Below are 16,376 nucleotides of genomic sequence, written 5' to 3' on the forward strand. Positions count from 1 at the left end.
GTTGGGCGGGGAACGTCACGCTTCTCAATCATGATGCGCGGCAACGTCCTCGCCACGTCGCTTCGGGAAACGCCGGGGATTGGGCACGAGATGTGTAACGCCGCGCGGCTCCCCGGTTCCGAAGCTCGTACACCGCGGATTATGCGCGGCGATTTCCGCTTACCCTTTGGGCGGCCGGCTGGCAGGATTCGTGGGCATGGGCCCTTTTCTGTTGCGCGCCGCATTGACCGGACTCGCGTTGTGGATCGTCACCCTGTTCGTGCACGGGCTGAGCTTCGTGGGCGGCGACACGAAGCTGGAGCGGGTCGGCATCATCTTCGTCGTCGCGGTGATCTTCGGTCTGGTCAACGCATTCATCAAGCCGATCGTGCAGATCTTGTCGATCCCGCTCTACATCCTGACGCTCGGCCTGTTCCATGTCGTCGTGAACGCGCTGATGCTATGGATCACCGCGCGGATCACCGAACACACCACGCACTGGGGACTGCACATCGATCATTTTTGGTGGACCGCGATCTGGGCGGCCATCGTGCTGTCGATCGTTAGTTGGTTGCTGTCCTTGGTGATTCGGCGCACCGGCGCCTGAGGCTCAGCGGCCCCGCCACCGCGGCGCTCGCTTTTCGGCGAAGGCGCGCGGCCCTTCCTTGGCGTCCTCGGTCTCGAAAATACGGTCGCTGTGCCGGGTTTCGTTGTCATAGGCCGACTCGAGGTCGAGCGCCAGGCCTTCGACCGCTGACTGCTTGGTGGCGAACACCGCGAGCGGCGCGTTGGCGGTGATGCGCGCGGCGAAGTCGTAGGCGCTGTCCATTAATTGGTTCGCCGGGACCACTCTGTTGATCAGTCCCATGGCAAGGGCTCGTTCCGCATCCACCATGTCGGCCGTCAGCAGCAGCTCCATCGCCAATGGGTAGGGCATCTGCCGCGGTAGCCGCACGGTGCTTCCGCCGCCGGCGAAGAGACCGCGCTTGGGCTCCATCACCGCGAAGCGCGCATCCGGGACGGCGATTCGCACGTCGGTGGACGTCAGCATCTCGAAGCCGCCCGCGACGCAGGTCCCGTTGACGGCGGCGACGATCGGCTTGTACACCGGGAACCGGTGCAGGACGGCGTGGATGGCGTCGTCCTTGTTCCACCCCGCGGGCCTGGGCAGGTCACCGGTGAGCTCCGGGATGAATTTCTTCAGGTCGGCTCCGGTGCAGAAGTCACCTTCGACGCCGGTGATCACCGCGACCCAGGCCCGCTCGTCGTCGCGGAAGGCGGCCCAGGCGTGGGCCAAGTCGCGAAAATGGGCCATGTCCAGCGAATTTCGCGTTTCGGGACGATTGATCGTGATGGTGGCGATGTGCTCGTCCAGCCGGTAATCGATGCTCATGCGGCGACTCCGTCGACCAGGCGCAGCACGTCGCGCGCGCAACCCCACGACAGCGTGACGCCGTTGCCGCCGTGGCCGTAATTGTGGACGCACCGCCCCCGCCCGAGCGGCTCGGCTTCCACGCGGACCGACGGACGGTCGGGGCGCAGTCCGGTGATGACCTCGATCACCTCGGCGTCGTTGAGTCGCGGCTCGACCCGGCGGCAACGCTGCAGAATCCGTTCGGTCACGTCGGGGTCGGCCGTGGTGTCCCAGCGGCCGGGGATGCTGATGCCGCCACAGACCACCCGCTGCGGATGGGGGAAGTAACAGGTCCATTCCGGTCCGCTATTGAGTTCCAGAAACAGTTGCCGCAGACCGGGATTGGCGAGCACCACGTGTTGGCCGAACAGCGGCCGCACGGCGTTGTCACCGGTCAGCTCACCCGCGGCGAGGCCGGCACAGTTGACCACGATCTCGGCGGCGTCGGCGGCCTCGGTCAGCGATCGCACGGGATGCTCCTCGACTTCGCAGCCGGCCGCCGCGAGCCGCCGGGTGAGGTAGTCGAGATAGCGCGGCATGTCGATCATCGGCACGGTTGCGCGAAATCCGTTATCGAAGCCCTCGGGAAGGCCGGCCGGATCAGCCGGCCGCAAATCGGGGATCAGCGTTGCCGCAGAGGACATCGCGTCACTCAGCTCACCGACGGCCAGCGCCGGTGCCAGCTGCACACCGGAGTCGGGATCCCCGGCGAGATCGGTGAACACTCGCAAAGAATGCTCGGTCCAGCCCAGCGTCCCGGCCGCGCGCTCGGCCGGTCGTGGGGGAGCCCAGACGGCACCCGCCACCGCCGAGGTGGTCCGCTTCAGCGTCGTGGCCGCCCATACCCGTACCGGCCTGCCGGCCTCGGCCAGGCAGATCGCCGACGTCAATCCGCTGACGCCGGCACCGACGACGACGATCCGTTGCGTATGTGCCACGGCGCCACCGTAGCGAAAACAGGCCCGCCGCGGAGTCGTCGATTACTACCGAGGGCGGTCAAGAATGTGCGGCTTGCGGCGCCGCCGAGGTCGCCGGAGCGACCGGTGCCTGCGGAGCCCGAGACGCCGCCGGGGCCTGCGGAGCAGGAGACGCGGCCGGAGACTGCGGAGCGGGAGACACGGCCGGCGCCTGCGGAGCAGGAGACACGGCCGGCGCCTGCGGAGCCGGAGATGCCGCCGGCGCCCGCTGTGCACCCCCGCCCAGCAGGCTGTTGAGGATGCCGAGCGTGCCCTGCACACCCGCGGGCGGCGCGGTGGCCGGCAACGCAGCGCCCGGCGTCAGCTGCCACGGCTGGCAGCCGGAAGTCTTGAACGCCTTGTCGCCCGGATCGATCTGGACCACCTGCGGCTTCTTGGACATGGCGTTGTCGATGATGCCGCCGTCCGGATTGGTCCGCTTCCAGTAGCAGGTGCCGTCACCGGCGGGGCCGCCGGAGCTGTAGATGCCCGGCGCGATGTCGCTACCCACCGCGTAGATGCCGTCCTTGTCGATGGATGTTTTCGGCCCTGCCGGCGGGGCAGGGGCCCCGGGGGGCGGCGACGCGGCCGGCGCGGGCGCCGCGGGCGACCCCGGGTCCGGTCCCTGCGTCTCGTCCGGATCGGCGCTGGCAACCACCGTGGAGGCGGCCCAGCCCGCAACCATCAGGCTCGCAGCAACGAACCTTGCCGCAGTAGGTACTCCACCCATAGAGATCGAGGGTACCGGGGTCAGGCACCTAATTCACCGTTGCGGCATCGCCGAGCCGCAAAGAACGCCTAGGCGAGCCGCCGCACCCGGCCTGCGTGGCTGAGCGCGTGCTCGTAGGTCTCGAGATTGTCGTGGGAAATCTTCGCGTGGACGCGGCGCTCCAGGAAGAAGCGCAGCACCGGATTGTAGGCGTGATATGTCTCGTGAAACGTCAGCACGGTGGTGCCGTCGGGCTGCTCTTCGAGCTGGTGATAGCCCTCGGCGCGCGACCACAGCGGGGCGCCGACCGCGGTGTACCGCGACAGCTTGTTCAGCTCGGCCTCGGTCACCGTCTCCCACGAGCGCGCCCTGCCGCCGGTCAGCAGATACTTCGGCACGGGGAACCTGCAGGTGCGGACCAGACCCTCACCGGCCTCGTTGCCCTCGTTGAGAATCGTCATGCTGCCGGTCGGCCACTTGAGAACCCGGGGTCGGGGCGCGTTCGGCGGCACCGGTGGATGCAGCACTCGCCAGACCTTATTCGGCGGTGCATCGACGTGGAACCGCACGGTGTAGGACTGCATCAGCCTTCTCCATCAGCAGATGTCCAACTGTTCCAGAACGTGATGGTCTCCGCGGGCGGCCGCTTGGCGGGCCGGAAGTCGGTGCCGATCGTGTAGGCGACGGGGAACAGCGCGGCCTGGGTGACGGTGGGCGGAATGCCGAGCAGGTCGGCGACCTCTTGCTCTTTGAACAGATGCATCGTCGTCCATACCGATCCCAGGCCGCGAGAGCGCAGCGCCAGCAGAAAGCTCCAGCCGGCCGGGATGATCGACGCCCAGGCCGCCGCGGCGATGCCGGGTTCCGCGGTGTCGATGCGCTGGTTAAGACAGGGAATGACGTGCACCGGCACATCGGCCAGCGTCTCGGTCAGGCTCATCGCGCTCTGGTACACCCGCTGCGTCTGCGCGTCGGCCGCGTTGTCGGCCGCATACGCCAGGTATTGCGCGCCGATGCTGCGGTAGATCTCGGCGATGGCGGCCCGCTTGTCCGCATCGGTGATCACCAGCCACCGCCAGTCCTGCGTGTTGCTTGCCGTGGGCGCTTGCATCGCCAACTGGATGCACTCGAGGATCACCTCGCGACCCACCGGGCGGGTCAGGTCGAGGCGTTTGCGAACCGACCGCGTCGTGCTCAGAAGTTCGTCGACGGTGGCGATGTCCATTGGTTCCTTCCGGATGGGTGATCAGAGGTCGATGGCGCACGACTGGTCGACGCCCAGAACGCTCAACGAGCGCCCCAGGCCAAGGAACACCGCGACGCACAGCGTGAGATCGAGGATCTCCTCGTCGGAGAACTTCGAACGAAGTCGTTGAAAGAATTCGTCATTCAGGGAGGCGTGGTCGGTCGCGAAGCGTTCGGCGTACTCGATGCAAAGGCGTTGACGCGGTGTGTATCCCGGGTACATGGCATACGCGGCGACGTTGTCGTAGAGGTTGGGCGCGACCCCGGCATCCAGCACCGATTGGGCGCGGAAGTCCGAGCACGCAACGCAATCGTTGATCTGCGCGATACGCATCCTGGCCAGCTCGCGCTCGTCGGCCGGCAGGATGCTCTGCTGGTACGCGCCGCGGATCATGCGTTCCACCATGTCACCGAGTTGCGGCCGCAGCGTCCAGATCATGGCGGCTTCGCCGCCGGGGCCATCCGGCACATCGAGACGGGCCATCAGCGAACTCCTGCCCGGGGAAGAGAACTAATGAGCCGAGCAAACCAGATCCTGGTCGCCGAGGCCAGGCATAGACCCCGCAAACGGTTGGAGTAGCCGCTTACTCGAAAGCCATGCCTTCTGCGGTGGGAGGCTGCCACTATGCCAGTTATGAGTGGATTTCGGGTGGGACTGGGCAACCAGATCATCAATTCGCGGTATTCGGCGACGGCATTGGCGCGCAGTGATTACTTGACCGCAGCGACGGCCGGCATTGACGCCTACTGGGTGGGCGATCATCTCAATTCGCTTTTTCCCCGGTCGCTTTACACGCCGGAGTACGTCGGGGTGGCGAAAGTGGCACCAAAAATCGACGCGTGCCTAGAGCCTTGGACGCTGCTCGGACATCTCGCCGCTCGCAGCCGGTTCGGTCGCGTCCGGCTCGGTGTCGGCGTCACCGACGCCAGCCGCCGCAACCCCGCGGTCACCGCACAGGCGGCCGCTACTCTGCATTTGATTAGCCGGGGCCGCGCCGTCCTGGGCATCGGCGTAGGGGAGCGTGAAGGCAACGAACCCTATGGTGTCGATTGGACCAAGCCGGTCGCGCGATTCGAAGAGGCACTCGCCACCATCCGTGCTTTGTGGAACTCCGGAGGCAAACTCGTCTCGCGGGATTCGGCCTACTTTCCATTGCGCAATGCGGCGTTCGATCTTCCGCCCTACCGCGGCAAGTGGCCTGAGATTTGGGTCGCCGCCCACGGGCCGCGCATGCTACGAGCCACCGGTCGCTACGCCGATGCTTGGTTTCCGGCGGCTGTGATGCGGCCCAAAGACTATGCACAGGGCCTGCAAGCAGTGCGCACGGCGGCGTCCGATGCTGGGCGCGACCCCATGTCGATCACCCCGGCGGTTTGGCTGTTTGTCGTCACTGGCGGCAGCCGGGATGAGGTCGACGAAACGCTGAATTCGAACGCCTCGAAGGCTTTCGCACTGAACATTCCGGCCGAACGGTGGGCTGACCATGGCGTGGAGCATCCACTGGGTGCTGATTTCTCCGGCGCACAAGACTTCCTTCCGCAATTGCTGGACGAGCAGACCGTGCTTTCTTACGCACGACGAGTTCCGCCGTCGTTGTTGAAGGAAACGCTTCTGACTGGGACGCCGGACGATGTGATCGACCAGGCGGCGGAGTGGCGTGACCACGGGTTGCGTTACTTAGTGGCCGCCAACGTGAGCATTATGCAGCGCAGCCTGCGAAAGAGCCTGGCTACGACAGCGCCCTTCCTGAAGATCTTGCGAGGGTTGAAGAAGTTGTGAGGCACCAGGTTGGCCCTCGCACTAATTGAGCGATCAATCGGCAAAGCCGGCTGTTGCGCGCCGCGGAGTGGTCGCCCTTTTCTAGCTCAGCGGCCCACGCTGTTCAGGATGCGGGCCGCTTCGCCGACCATGTCGGCGACGATGTCCGCGGCGGGACGGATTTCACGTATGCGTCCCACCCCCTCGCCGACCAGTATCGCGGCGGTGTCGAAATCCTCTGCGGCGACGGCCTCTTCGTAGGTTGCGATGGCTTCGGGCAGCCGCGCCGACAGCTCGGTCTCGTTGCCGTGCCAGGTGTCCAGGAAGGCGTTGCCCAGCGCCCGCGCGTTGTACTCCGCGGGCCAATCGAGGCGGCGCACAAGGTCGTAGACGCGGGTACGCACGGTGTCGTCTCCACCTGCCGCGATTGCGCGATCCTGGGCCCGCGGTGACACCAGCGCTTCCGGCGTCGCCCAGAGCCGGGTGCCCACGACCGCACCGTCGGCACCCAGCGACAGCGCAGCCGCCAACCCGCGACCGTCGCCGATGCCGCCGGCCGCCACCACCAACGTGTCTCGTGATCGCTCGGCCACGAAATCGACGACCTCGGGCACCAAGGTGAAAGTCGACCGCACGCTCATTCCATGCCCGCCGGCCTCGCCGCCCTGAGCGACGATGACCTCTGCCCCCACATCCAGGGCGCGGCGCGCCTGAACGAGGTTCTGCACCTGCGCGATGAGCGGAACGCCGGCAGCGTGGATGCGATCGGCGAACGGCTGCAGCTCGCCGAAAGACAGCATCACGGCCGCCGGCCGCTGAGCCAGAGCGACGTCGAGCACTGCGGGATTTTGGGCGAGACTCCAGGTGATGAAGCCGTATCCGACCCGGGCGCCTTCGGCCTTGTCGATCTGGGATCGGAGCCATTCGGCGTCGGGATAGCCCCCGCCGATGAGGCCCAGGCCGCCCGCCTGCGTCACCGCCGCCGCGAGCCGGCCCCCGGAGATCAAGGCCATCGGCGCGAGCAGAATCGGCTGCTCGATTCCGAACAGCTCGGTGAGGCGCGTCGTCATGCTCCCGCTCACTTGAGCTCACCGGTGAGGAACTGCGCCCGACCGTGGCCGAAAGACCAGTCCTCGTCGTCGTTTTCGGTCACGGAAACGATCAGGTCGGCACCGTCTAGCCGGCACCGGTCGGCGAGGCGGGATGCCAGCAGCTCATAGAACTTCTGCTTGAGTTCTCGCGGACGTCGCCGGCTGACCATGTGCACCACCACCTGGCGAGGTGAGCGCTCGATCCCGAGACCGGTGTCCAATGTGACGATCTCGTGGGCCGGGTGGGTCCGCACCACCTGGTAGCGATCCCGCTCCGGGACGCCGAACGCTTCGACAACCGTCTCGTGGATCGCGTCCAGCAGATCGCGAACCTCGACGGGCGTACGACCCTCGATGAGGTCGATATACAACAACGGCATTTTTCCTCCTGCGTACAGCGCGGGTTGCGCCTTCGTTGCAACCGACGTTAGGTCCGCGGGAATCCCGCGAGAAATGCCTTCTATAGGGCATCTATGCTCAGCAGACATGGACGTGGTGCAGGCCGGCCGAGTCGAGTTGCGCCACCTCCGCGCATTCGAAGCGGTGGCGCGCCTCGCATCGTTCACGCAGGCCGCCCGAGAGCTCAGCATCACTCAGCCCGCGCTGAGTCGCACCATTGCGCAGCTCGAGGACGCGCTCGAAGCCACGCTGCTGGACCGGAGCTCGCGGCACGTGGCGACCACCCAGGCCGGCCGAGTCTTTCTCGATTACGTCGAACGGGTACTCGCCGAGCTGGGACGTGGTGTCGACGCCGTCCGGCAGCAGGCGAGCCTCCGCCTCGGGTTCAGCTGGCTGTTGCCCGACCCTTGGGCGCAAGACACCGTCGCGCGATTCGAACGGGCCGCCCGGACCACGGTCAACCTGATTCGCACCGACGACGCGCTCGGTGCGGTCCAGCAGGGGAGGGTCGACGTCGCCCTGGTGCGCGGGCACGTGACGTCGACCGCCGTTCGAATCGTGCACCTTTTCGATGAGCCACGAGTGGCCGTGTGTTCGGTGCATTCACCCTTGGCGGAGCGGACGGAACTGGACTGGGCTGAGGTGCCACGCTGGCCGCTTGTGGTCAACACCGCCAGTGGCACCACCGGACCCTGGTCATGGCCCGCGGGCGCCGGCCCCGAAACCGTGGTCGAGACAACCAATTTCGATGAATGGATCGAATCCGTCGCAGCCGACCGGGGCGTTGGGGTCATTCCCGACGTCGCCATCAGGCGCAACATCCACCCGGGCGTGCGGTTTATCGCGCTGCGGGGGGCTCCCGACATTCCCGTCGTCCTGGCATTTTTGAAGCGGGCCAACAGCCCCGTACTTCGCCGCTTCATCGAGGCGGCCGTCGACACCGCCATGTGACGGATTCGCGTGGGGTCGCGCACGCCGTCAGGCGAGCGGCGCCAGCCCGGAGCGCACCAGGCCCAGGCTCGCGGTCACGTCCGCGCCGAGGTCGCCGGAGCAACCGCTGCGGCCCCAATTCTCCAGCGCGGCAACGAGGGCCGCGGCGATCACAGAACCCGCGACCTCGGCGGCCAGATCGACGTTCGGCAGGCCCGGATTCCGCCCCCTGACGAAATCGGTCAGCACCCGAGCAAACGAGGCCTGCACGACCCGTAGATGACCGGCGATCCGCTCGGCGCTGATCAGCTCCGCGCGGGCGGTCGCGGCTTGGCGCACCACTTCGAGGTCGTGCGGGAACGCGGCAACGCTGGCCAGCACCGCATCGAACAGCGATTCCGAGGGCGGCCGCTGGGCAAGCGCTTCGGCCAGCCACTCCAACTGGGTCTCGTAGTCCTGAAAAAGCACGGCTTCCTTGGTCGGAAAATGCCGGAAGAAGGTGCGTTCGGTGACACCGGCCTCGCGGGCCAGTTCGGTAACGGTGACGTTCCCAAACCCCTTGTGGGCGAAGCTTTTCAACGCCGCCTGGCGAAGTGCCTCATGCGTCGATCGTCGTCGTTGTTCATGACGGTTGCCCGGTGGGGTCATTTCAGCGGTGATCGTATCCCAGGCGGGCGGGTCACGACTGACATCTTCCAATTATGTCAGTACTGACATATTCTTGGCGCGCGGGTTCCCGATCGAGACGAGGGTCAAGGTCATGAGCAATACCGATTACGACGCGATCGTGGTGGGCGCCGGGCACAACGGGCTGACCGCCGCGGCGATCCTGCAACGCGCTGGCCTGCGCACCGTGTGCCTGGAAGCCAACACCTACGCGGGCGGCATGGCCGCGACGGTCGAACTGATCGACGGCTTCCGGTACGAGATCGCCGGTTCGGTGCAGTTTCCGATCGCGAGCCAACTCACCAAGGACCTCGGGCTGGACACGCTGCCGGCGGTCGAGCCCGACGTGATGTCAACCAACATCGGTGAGCACGGCGAAGAGCCGATGATCTTCTACCGCGACCCCATGCGGCTGATGACACATCTGAGCGAAAAGCACGGGCTGGAGGCGGTCGCCGGCATGGCCGAGCTGATCGGCTGGAGCGCGGGACCGGCGAAAGCGCTGGGCCGCTTTGACGTCCGCCGGCCGCCCAAGACTCTCGACGAGATGTATGCCTGCGCGGCCAACGACGACGAACGCCGGGCGATTCACGAAATGCTGTTCGGCTCGGCCATGGACGTGATCGACCGCTACCTTCCCGACAAAGTCAAGCACGCGGTCATGCGGGGGATGCTGGCATTCCTGGCCGTCAACTCGACCTACCGCGGCCCGTACACCTCGGGCAGCGCAACGTGTTTAGCGTTTGCCCTGGCGGTGCCTGACGACAGCACCGCGATGATGACCAAGCTGAAGGGCGGCATCGGCGCGCTCACCGAGCACCTGCGCGAGCTCTTCATCGCCCACGGCGGCGAGATCCGATTCCGCACCAAGGCCGAGGAGATCCTCGTCGGCCAAGGCAAGGTGACCGGCGTGCGGCTGCGAGACGGGTCGACGATCTCGGCGCCCATCGTGATGTCCAACCTGTCGCCCGATGTCACGCTCACCGAATTGATCGCACCCGAACACGTCGCGGCGCAGGTGGTCTCGCGCGTCTCCGGCCGTGACCACCGGGCGTCGTTCGTCCAGATTCACTTCGCCCTCGACGGGCTGCCCGAATTCGCCCCGCCGTACGAATTCCTGAACGCCGAGGGCATGCAACAGTCGGTGGGAATCTTCGGATCACCCGAATCCCAACAGCTGCACTGGGAGAACTGCCGGCGGGGCGTCGTTCCGGACAATCCGTCGATGGGAATGCAGATCCCATCGGTGCACGATCCCGCCATGGCGCCGCCCGGCAAGCACGCGGCGAGCGCGTTTGCCTACGCCTTCCCGGTCGAGGTCAGCCGAGAGCAGCACGGTCATCTCAAAAATGAGATGGCACAACGGGTTATCGACAAGATCACGCGACTGGCGCCGAACTTCAGGGACATCGTGATACGCCATATCACGTTCGCGCCTTACCACATGAACACCATGTTCGGCGCGCCGTCCGGCGACTTCTGTCACGGCCTGCTGCACCCAGACCTGATGGGCCCCAACCGGCCCGGGCCGAAAGGCTTCCTCGATATGCCCATCGGTATCGACGGCCTGTATCTCGCCGGCGCCGGATGCCATGGCGGACCGGGAATCACCTTCACGCCGGGCTACAACGCCGCCTATCAGGCGCTCGACGACATGGCCTGAATCAGGGTTTGCAGACGGGTTCGAGGGGAAGCACGGGGCCACCGGATTGCAGGGACAGCAGGTACAGGTATGTCGCGAGCGAATGTTCGCATGACACCGTGTAGTTGACCAATGTCTTGGGGGGCCACGGGGTCAGGCGGACCGGGATGAGCTCGACCGGATTGAGCACGTGCTCGTAGTCGAGGGGCGGGGGTAGCGCCGGAACGATGTCCAGGCGGTTTGCGACGCGCCACGAGTTTTTGACCACCTGGTCGAAGGTGGCGGCAAACAACGAATCGCCGGTGCGTGGACTGCCGTAGGTGTAGACGGCCGGGGTGGCAATCGTTGTGTTGGCGGCCACGTCAAGGGCGAGCAGTGTCGCGAGGGCACCTCCCAGGCTGTGACCGCAGATCGTCACGGAGCCTACGGGTTGCGGAAGTTTCGCAAGTGCGTTGACCACCGTCGGCGAACCCGGCGTGGCTCCCGTCCGCAGGGACTCGTACATGGCGGTGAAGCCGTCTTCCGTGTTACCGGCGCCGGCCAGGAATGGGCACGGCACTTGAAAAAAGTCGGCGTCGTGAATCCACTCGAGCCATCCTTCGGTGCCGCGGATCGCGATCGCGACGTCACCCGTGTTGTTCTCCTGGCAGATCAACCCGATGGATACTTCGTCGTCGGCTCGGGTCGGATCCATGTCGGTCGCCAGATCGTTGGCGTAGATCGTGGTGACCACGGTGTAGTCGACGCCGCCGGCGCTCAGCGCCTGGCCCGACTTATTGGTCAGATCGCCGGGCGGAGTCGCGTATGTCGCGTTGACGAGCTGGGCGAATTGTATTGCCTGCGTTACATTTACCGTCGATTGCATTGGCATGGCGGCCCCGTTCCGGCTCAGCCACCGAACATTCCGGTGAGCTGCGCTTGCGCGGTCGCGGCGCCCCCGATCGTCTGCGCCGCCTGAACACCGGCCAGGCCACCGGGCAGCTGATAGTCGTTGGGCAGCTGGTAGAGGGTGAACCGGTAATGGTGCGTGCCGCTACCCGCCGGGGGACAGGGACCCTTGTACCCGGACTGGCCGGCCGTGTTCGGCAGCGCGGTCGCCCCGGCCGGAGTCTGGCCATCGGCAGTGCTGCCTGAGCCCGGGGCGATGCCGATGACGACCCAGTGCACATACAAGCCGTTGACGGCATCGGGGTCGTCGACGACGAGGGCGCCACCCAAGGGCGCCGACCACGCCAACGGCGGTGCGATGTCGGCGCCTTTGCACGTGTACTGCACCGGAATCGGCGCACCGTCGGCGAAAGCCGGGCTGCTGATCGTCAACGGCCCATCCGCGGGCGCGTTCGGCGCCGTCCGCCCGAGGGTCGTGACCTTCGGCGCCGACGACGTCGTCGGAGGGCTATTACCCTGGTCGCCGCACCCGACCAGCGCCTCTAGCAGCGCCAGCGTGCCGGCGAGCGCCGCGCTCCGGTGAAATGTGCCCGCCCATCGCGATCCCATGGGAAATAGTCTGACTCGCCCGCACGCAGTCCGGAAGGCCGGATTTCACCGCGATGGGGTGCCGCTACTTGCCGCGCTTCTCGACTTCCAGCACCCGTTTGCGCAATCCCACGGTGGCGGTGTCCATCAGGCTCTTGGCGCCCTTCTTTACCAGGAATCCGGGTACCGGAGCCACCAGATCGACGGTCAGCTCGAAGCGGACCTTCGTGGAGTCCCCGTCGGGCGTCAACGTGTACCGACCCTCCTGGGCGCGTTGCTGTTTGGAGCTGACCAGGGTCCAGCCGACGCCGTCGTCGTAGACGGTGTATGCCAGCTCCTGTTCGTCGCTGACGCCGACGAGTTTGACGACCTGTCTGGATCGGGTCGGGTGGTTCTGGTCGTCGCGCTCGAGCACTTCGACCTCCTTATGCGCCGACGACCACTCGGTCAACGATTCGATGTCGAACAGCACATCCATGATTTCGTCGGGCGTCGCCTCGATGACGACTTCGCGGGAATCGGTGATAGCCATCTCGGGAAGATAGCCGGTGCGCTGCGGCCCGAAACCCGCCGCACAGCGCGTCAGGGAAGCTCGAACCGCTCGCTGAGTTCCCCCGCCGACAGCGGCTGCTCGAGCCGCACCGGGTTGGCCAGGGCGAGGAAAACGCGATCGACGCGACCCACGTCCCGCAACATACGTCGGATATTTTCGACACGTCAACTATTTCCGACATGCTCTCGCGGAGGAACCCGCCCTGGCCGGAGCGCCGGCCGGCTACCTTCCTGGTGTGCATCTCGCCTGGGAACGGCTGACCGGCAGCGTCCACCGCTGCCGGCTCCCGTTCTGCGACGTGACCATCGGGCTGGTGCGCGGCCGCACCGGCGCGTTACTCGTCGACACCGGGACCACGCTGCGCGAGGCCGCCGCGATCGACGCCGACGTCCGGCTGCTCGCCCGGCGCCCGGTGAGCCATATCGTGTTGACGCACAAGCACTTCGACCACGTGCTGGGTTCGTCACTGTTCGCCGGGGCGCAAGTGCACTGCGCGCCCGAGGTGGCCGAACACCTGTCCCTGGGCACCGATCAACTCCGCGAGGACGCGTTGCGTCATGGCGCCGACCCCGCCGAGGTGAACCGTGCAATCGCCGCCCTACGGCCCCCGCGCGGCGGCGCCGACAACGCCGTCGTCGACCTGGGGGACCGGGCGGTGACGATCGCCTACCTCGGGCGTGGCCATACAGCGTCCGACCTGGTGGTGGTCGCCCCCGGAACGGACGAGGGCGAGCGGGTCGTGGTGTTCACCGGAGACTTGGTGGAGGAGTCCGCCGATCCCGCGATCGACGGCGACTCCGATGTCGCGGCCTGGCCCGCGACCTTGGACCGGCTGCTGGCGGTCGGCGGCCCCGATGCGATCTACGTCCCCGGCCATGGCAGCGTCGTCGACGCGGAGTTCGTCCGTCGCCAGCGGGACTGGCTGGCCCGCCGCGCGGCAGGCCAGTGATCGAGAACGTATCGAAAAGTATTGTCTCCCAAGGCGTTGAGGTCACACGGGGGCGCCGCGGACCGACGGCCGAGAATCTCGAGCAGCCAATGCTCCGTCCCGATCGCCGTCCGCCGCCGAAAAACACCCCGCAAGTGCCGGGTGCGCCAACAGTTTTGGCTCGGGTCCTTTGACCCGTGATTGAACTGTTGTTCCCGGGGATAGACTCACGTTCAGTGGAATCGCGTGCGAAGAGGAGCGTAGACATGGCGATCATTGACAGAGACACGCAAGTCCGGCCGTCGTTCGACGACGAGGTCGCCGCCACGCAGCAATACTTCGACGACCCGCGCTTTTCTCGCATCACGCGACTCTTCACGGCCCGCCAGGTAGCCGAGCAGCGCGGCACCATCCCCACGGACTACACGGTCGCCCGCAACGCAGCGATCGCGTTCTACGAGCGGCTGCGCGAACTGTTCGCCGAGAAGAAGAGCATCACCACGTTCGGCCCGTACTCGCCCGGCCAGGCCGTCGCGATGAAGCGGATGGGCATCGAGGGGATCTACCTGGGTGGTTGGGCGACGTCGGCCAAAGGTTCCACCACCGAAGATCCCGGACCCGACCTCGCCAGCTACCCGCTGAGTCAGGTGCCCGACGACGCCGCGGTGTTGGTGCGCGCGCTGCTGACCGCCGACCGCAACCAGCAGTACCAGCGCGTGAGCATGAGCGAGAAGCAGCAGGCGAGCGCTACGCAGTACGACTACCGGCCGTTCATCATCGCCGACGCGGACACCGGCCACGGTGGCGACCCGCACGTGCGCAACCTGATCCGCCGGTTCGTCGAGGTCGGCGTGCCCGGGTACCACATCGAGGATCAGCGCCCCGGCACCAAGAAGTGTGGCCACCAGGGCGGCAAGGTGCTGGTGCCGTCGGACGAGCAGATCAAACGCCTCAACGCCGCGCGCTTCCAACTCGACATCATGAAGGTGCCGGGCATCATCGTCGCCCGTACCGATGCCGAAGCGGCCAACCTGCTCGACAGCCGCGCGGACGAGCGGGACCAGCCGTTCCTGCTCGGCGCCACCAACCTCAACATCCCCTCGTACAAGTCGTGCTTCTTGGCGATGGTGCGCCGCTTCTACGAGCTGGGCGCCAAAGACATCAACGGTCACCTTCTCTACGCGCTCCCCGAAGGGGAGTACGCCGAGGCCGGGGCCTGGCTGGAGCGACAAGGCATCCAAAACGCCGTCTCCGACGCGGTCAACACCTGGCGTGAGGACGGCCAGCAGTCGATCGGCGACCTGTTCGACCAGGTCGAGTCGCGGTTCGTGGCGGCCTGGGAGGACGATGCCGGGTTGATGACCTATGGCGAGGCCGTGGCCGAGGTGCTCGAGTTCGATGCCAGCGAGGGCGAGCCGGCCGACATGAGCGTCGACGAGTGGCGCGCCTTCGCGGCACGCGCGTCCCTGTACTCCGCCAAGAAAAAGGCGAAGGAATTGGGCGTAGACCCGGGTTGGGACTGCGAGCTGTCGAAGACCCCCGAGGGCTACTACCAGATCCGCGGCGGCATCCCGTACGCGATCGCGAAATCGCTGGCGGCCGCGCCGTTCGCCGACATCCTCTGGATGGAGACCAAGACCGCCGACCTGGCCGACGCGAAGCAGTTCGCCGACGCCATCCACGCCGAGTTCCCCGACCAGATGCTGGCCTACAACCTGTCGCCCTCGTTCAACTGGGACACCACCGGCATGACGGACGAGCAGATGAAACAGTTCCCCGAGGAACTGGGCAAGATGGGCTTCGTCTTCAACTTCATCACCTACGGCGGACACCAGATCGATGGCGTCGCGGCCGAGGAGTTCGCCACCTCGCTGCAACAGGACGGCATGCTGGCGCTGGCCCGCCTGCAGCGCAAAATGCGCCTGGTCGAATCGCCGTATCGCACACCGCAAACCCTGGTCGGCGGCCCGCGCAGCGACGCGGCGCTGACGGCCTCCTCGGGCCGCACCGCCACCACCAAGGCGATGGGCGAGGGCTCGACGCAGCACCAGCACCTGGTGCAGACCGAGGTGCCGAAGAAGCTGCTCGAGGAGTGGCTGGCGATGTGGAGCGAGAACTACAGCCTCGACGAGAAACTTCGCGTGCAACTGCGACCCCGCCGGGCCGGTTCGGACGTGCTCGAACTCGGCATCTACGGCAACGACGACGAGCAGCTGGCGAACGTCGTCGTCGACCCGATCAAGGACCGGCACGGCCGCAGCATCCTGCAGGTGCGCGACCAGAACACCTTCGCCGAGAAGCTACGGCAGAAGCGGCTGATGACGCTGATCCACCTCTGGTTGGTGCACCGCTTCAAGGCCGACGCGGTTATCTACGTGACGCCGACCGAGGACAACCAGTATCAGACCGAGAAGATGAAATCACACGGCATCTTCAGCGAGGTCTATCAAGAGGTCGGCGAGATCATCGTCGCCGAAGTGAACCGGCCCCGCATCGCCGAACTGCTGCAGCCCGACCGGGTTGCGCTGCGCAAGCTGATCACCAAAGAAGATTAGCCAGCGGCTCGGACGCGACCACCCCGTCGACCGACGCAACGGCCGCTGATCGTCATCGTAGACTCGGCGCCCCC

17 protein-coding genes and 2 pseudogenes are annotated in these 16,376 nt (G+C 66.4%); 6 read left to right on the top strand and 13 right to left on the bottom strand.

Annotated features, from left to right (window positions below; translation table 11 throughout):
• Positions 1 to 196 precede the first annotated feature (196 nt).
• Positions 197 to 586, top strand: coding sequence for a phage holin family protein (locus AC5Y4H_RS21620; protein ID WP_499916463.1), 390 nt, complete (start codon positions 197 to 199; stop codon positions 584 to 586).
• A gap of 3 nt (positions 587 to 589) precedes the next feature.
• Here the strand turns inward: AC5Y4H_RS21620 and AC5Y4H_RS21625 are convergent, their stop codons facing one another.
• The 6 genes and pseudogenes from AC5Y4H_RS21625 to AC5Y4H_RS21650 form a co-directional block, all read right to left on the bottom strand.
• The gene (locus AC5Y4H_RS21625; RefSeq protein WP_499984863.1) at positions 590 to 1,372 is read right to left on the bottom strand and encodes an enoyl-CoA hydratase/isomerase family protein; all 783 of its coding nucleotides are present in this window, start codon (positions 1,370 to 1,372) and stop codon (positions 590 to 592) included.
• The gene (locus AC5Y4H_RS21630; protein WP_499984865.1) at positions 1,369 to 2,331 is read right to left on the bottom strand and encodes an FAD-dependent oxidoreductase; all 963 of its coding nucleotides are present in this window, start codon (positions 2,329 to 2,331) and stop codon (positions 1,369 to 1,371) included. The genes AC5Y4H_RS21625 and AC5Y4H_RS21630 overlap by 4 nt, the downstream gene beginning before the upstream one ends.
• Before the next feature lie 238 nt (positions 2,332 to 2,569).
• Positions 2,570 to 3,079 (bottom strand): annotated as a pseudogene (locus AC5Y4H_RS21635) (Rv1352/Rv1906c domain-containing protein); the annotation flags it as partial.
• Between the two features lie 68 nt (positions 3,080 to 3,147).
• Positions 3,148 to 3,642, bottom strand: coding sequence for an SRPBCC family protein (locus AC5Y4H_RS21640; protein ID WP_499984869.1), 495 nt, complete (start codon positions 3,640 to 3,642; stop codon positions 3,148 to 3,150).
• Positions 3,642 to 4,283, bottom strand: a complete 642-nt coding sequence (locus tag AC5Y4H_RS21645) for a nitroreductase family protein (RefSeq protein WP_499984871.1) — start codon at positions 4,281 to 4,283, stop codon at positions 3,642 to 3,644. Before AC5Y4H_RS21645 ends, AC5Y4H_RS21640 begins: the two co-directional genes overlap by 1 nt.
• Positions 4,284 to 4,304: 21 nt before the next feature.
• A complete protein-coding gene (locus tag AC5Y4H_RS21650) occupies positions 4,305 to 4,787 on the bottom strand; it encodes a carboxymuconolactone decarboxylase family protein (protein ID WP_499984873.1) in 483 nt (160 codons plus the stop codon).
• Between the two features lie 150 nt (positions 4,788 to 4,937).
• Here AC5Y4H_RS21650 and AC5Y4H_RS21655 point away from each other — a divergent pair, with 150 nt between their 5' ends.
• On the top strand, positions 4,938 to 6,083 hold the full coding sequence (locus tag AC5Y4H_RS21655) for an LLM class flavin-dependent oxidoreductase (protein ID WP_499984875.1): 1,146 nt from the start codon (positions 4,938 to 4,940) through the stop codon (positions 6,081 to 6,083).
• An 86-nt stretch (positions 6,084 to 6,169) separates the two neighbouring features.
• Here AC5Y4H_RS21655 and AC5Y4H_RS21660 read toward each other — a convergent pair whose 3' ends face one another.
• A complete protein-coding gene (locus tag AC5Y4H_RS21660; RefSeq protein WP_499984878.1) occupies positions 6,170 to 7,132 on the bottom strand; it encodes an NAD(P)H-dependent flavin oxidoreductase in 963 nt (320 codons plus the stop codon).
• Positions 7,133 to 7,140: 8 nt separating this feature from the next.
• Positions 7,141 to 7,533 (bottom strand): tautomerase family protein, encoded by a 393-nt coding sequence (locus tag AC5Y4H_RS21665; protein WP_499984880.1) that lies wholly within the window; start codon positions 7,531 to 7,533, stop codon positions 7,141 to 7,143.
• Positions 7,534 to 7,639: 106 nt separating this feature from the next.
• On the opposite strand from AC5Y4H_RS21665, the gene AC5Y4H_RS21670 reads away from it, so the two are divergent.
• On the top strand, positions 7,640 to 8,503 hold the full coding sequence (locus tag AC5Y4H_RS21670) for a LysR family transcriptional regulator (protein WP_499984882.1): 864 nt from the start codon (positions 7,640 to 7,642) through the stop codon (positions 8,501 to 8,503).
• 27 nt (positions 8,504 to 8,530) lie between these two features.
• On the opposite strand, the gene AC5Y4H_RS21675 is transcribed toward AC5Y4H_RS21670, so the two are convergent.
• Complete coding sequence (locus AC5Y4H_RS21675) at positions 8,531 to 9,130, bottom strand: TetR/AcrR family transcriptional regulator (RefSeq protein ID WP_499984884.1); 600 nt, start codon at positions 9,128 to 9,130, stop codon at positions 8,531 to 8,533.
• A gap of 112 nt (positions 9,131 to 9,242) precedes the next feature.
• On the opposite strand from AC5Y4H_RS21675, the gene AC5Y4H_RS21680 reads away from it, so the two are divergent.
• The gene (locus AC5Y4H_RS21680; RefSeq protein ID WP_499984888.1) at positions 9,243 to 10,811 is read left to right on the top strand and encodes a phytoene desaturase family protein; all 1,569 of its coding nucleotides are present in this window, start codon (positions 9,243 to 9,245) and stop codon (positions 10,809 to 10,811) included.
• 1 nt (position 10,812) lies between these two features.
• Here AC5Y4H_RS21680 and AC5Y4H_RS21685 read toward each other — a convergent pair whose 3' ends face one another.
• From AC5Y4H_RS21685 to AC5Y4H_RS21700, 4 genes and pseudogenes are all read right to left on the bottom strand, one after another.
• Positions 10,813 to 11,661 carry a lipase family protein gene (locus tag AC5Y4H_RS21685; protein ID WP_499984892.1) on the bottom strand — a complete coding sequence of 283 codons (849 nt, stop codon included), beginning with the start codon at positions 11,659 to 11,661 and terminating at the stop codon, positions 10,813 to 10,815.
• Positions 11,662 to 11,678: 17 nt separating this feature from the next.
• Positions 11,679 to 12,287: a YbhB/YbcL family Raf kinase inhibitor-like protein gene (locus tag AC5Y4H_RS21690; protein ID WP_499984897.1), complete on the bottom strand. Its 609-nt coding sequence runs from the start codon at positions 12,285 to 12,287 to the stop codon at positions 11,679 to 11,681.
• A gap of 64 nt (positions 12,288 to 12,351) precedes the next feature.
• On the bottom strand, positions 12,352 to 12,798 hold the full coding sequence (locus AC5Y4H_RS21695; protein ID WP_499984900.1) for an SRPBCC family protein: 447 nt from the start codon (positions 12,796 to 12,798) through the stop codon (positions 12,352 to 12,354).
• A 56-nt stretch (positions 12,799 to 12,854) separates the two neighbouring features.
• A pseudogene (locus AC5Y4H_RS21700) lies at positions 12,855 to 12,962 on the bottom strand (transcriptional regulator); the annotation flags it as partial.
• Between the two features lie 92 nt (positions 12,963 to 13,054).
• On the opposite strand from AC5Y4H_RS21700, the gene AC5Y4H_RS21705 reads away from it, so the two are divergent.
• Complete coding sequence (locus AC5Y4H_RS21705) at positions 13,055 to 13,768, top strand: MBL fold metallo-hydrolase (RefSeq protein ID WP_499984904.1); 714 nt, start codon at positions 13,055 to 13,057, stop codon at positions 13,766 to 13,768.
• A 245-nt stretch (positions 13,769 to 14,013) separates the two neighbouring features.
• Positions 14,014 to 16,302 (top strand): isocitrate lyase ICL2, encoded by a 2,289-nt coding sequence (aceA, locus tag AC5Y4H_RS21710; protein WP_499984907.1) that lies wholly within the window; start codon positions 14,014 to 14,016, stop codon positions 16,300 to 16,302.
• The last annotated feature ends 74 nt before the right edge of the window (positions 16,303 to 16,376 follow it).

This window comes from Mycobacterium sp. NGS58 (assembly GCF_059812385.1).

Coding starts and splice junctions, on each gene's coding strand:
- AC5Y4H_RS21620 (WP_499916463.1), top strand. CDS start 197: ATGGGCCCTTTTCTGTTGCGCGCCGCATTGACCGGACTCGCGTTGTGG.
- AC5Y4H_RS21625 (WP_499984863.1), bottom strand. CDS start 1,372: ATGAGCATCGATTACCGGCTGGACGAGCACATCGCCACCATCACGATC.
- AC5Y4H_RS21640 (WP_499984869.1), bottom strand. CDS start 3,642: ATGCAGTCCTACACCGTGCGGTTCCACGTCGATGCACCGCCGAATAAG.
- AC5Y4H_RS21645 (WP_499984871.1), bottom strand. CDS start 4,283: ATGGACATCGCCACCGTCGACGAACTTCTGAGCACGACGCGGTCGGTT.
- AC5Y4H_RS21650 (WP_499984873.1), bottom strand. CDS start 4,787: ATGGCCCGTCTCGATGTGCCGGATGGCCCCGGCGGCGAAGCCGCCATG.
- AC5Y4H_RS21655 (WP_499984875.1), top strand. CDS start 4,938: ATGAGTGGATTTCGGGTGGGACTGGGCAACCAGATCATCAATTCGCGG.
- AC5Y4H_RS21660 (WP_499984878.1), bottom strand. CDS start 7,132: ATGACGACGCGCCTCACCGAGCTGTTCGGAATCGAGCAGCCGATTCTG.
- AC5Y4H_RS21665 (WP_499984880.1), bottom strand. CDS start 7,533: ATGCCGTTGTTGTATATCGACCTCATCGAGGGTCGTACGCCCGTCGAG.
- AC5Y4H_RS21670 (WP_499984882.1), top strand. CDS start 7,640: ATGGACGTGGTGCAGGCCGGCCGAGTCGAGTTGCGCCACCTCCGCGCA.
- AC5Y4H_RS21675 (WP_499984884.1), bottom strand. CDS start 9,130: ATGACCCCACCGGGCAACCGTCATGAACAACGACGACGATCGACGCAT.
- AC5Y4H_RS21680 (WP_499984888.1), top strand. CDS start 9,243: ATGAGCAATACCGATTACGACGCGATCGTGGTGGGCGCCGGGCACAAC.
- AC5Y4H_RS21685 (WP_499984892.1), bottom strand. CDS start 11,661: ATGCCAATGCAATCGACGGTAAATGTAACGCAGGCAATACAATTCGCC.
- AC5Y4H_RS21690 (WP_499984897.1), bottom strand. CDS start 12,287: ATGGGATCGCGATGGGCGGGCACATTTCACCGGAGCGCGGCGCTCGCC.
- AC5Y4H_RS21695 (WP_499984900.1), bottom strand. CDS start 12,798: ATGGCTATCACCGATTCCCGCGAAGTCGTCATCGAGGCGACGCCCGAC.
- aceA (WP_499984907.1), top strand. CDS start 14,014: ATGGCGATCATTGACAGAGACACGCAAGTCCGGCCGTCGTTCGACGAC.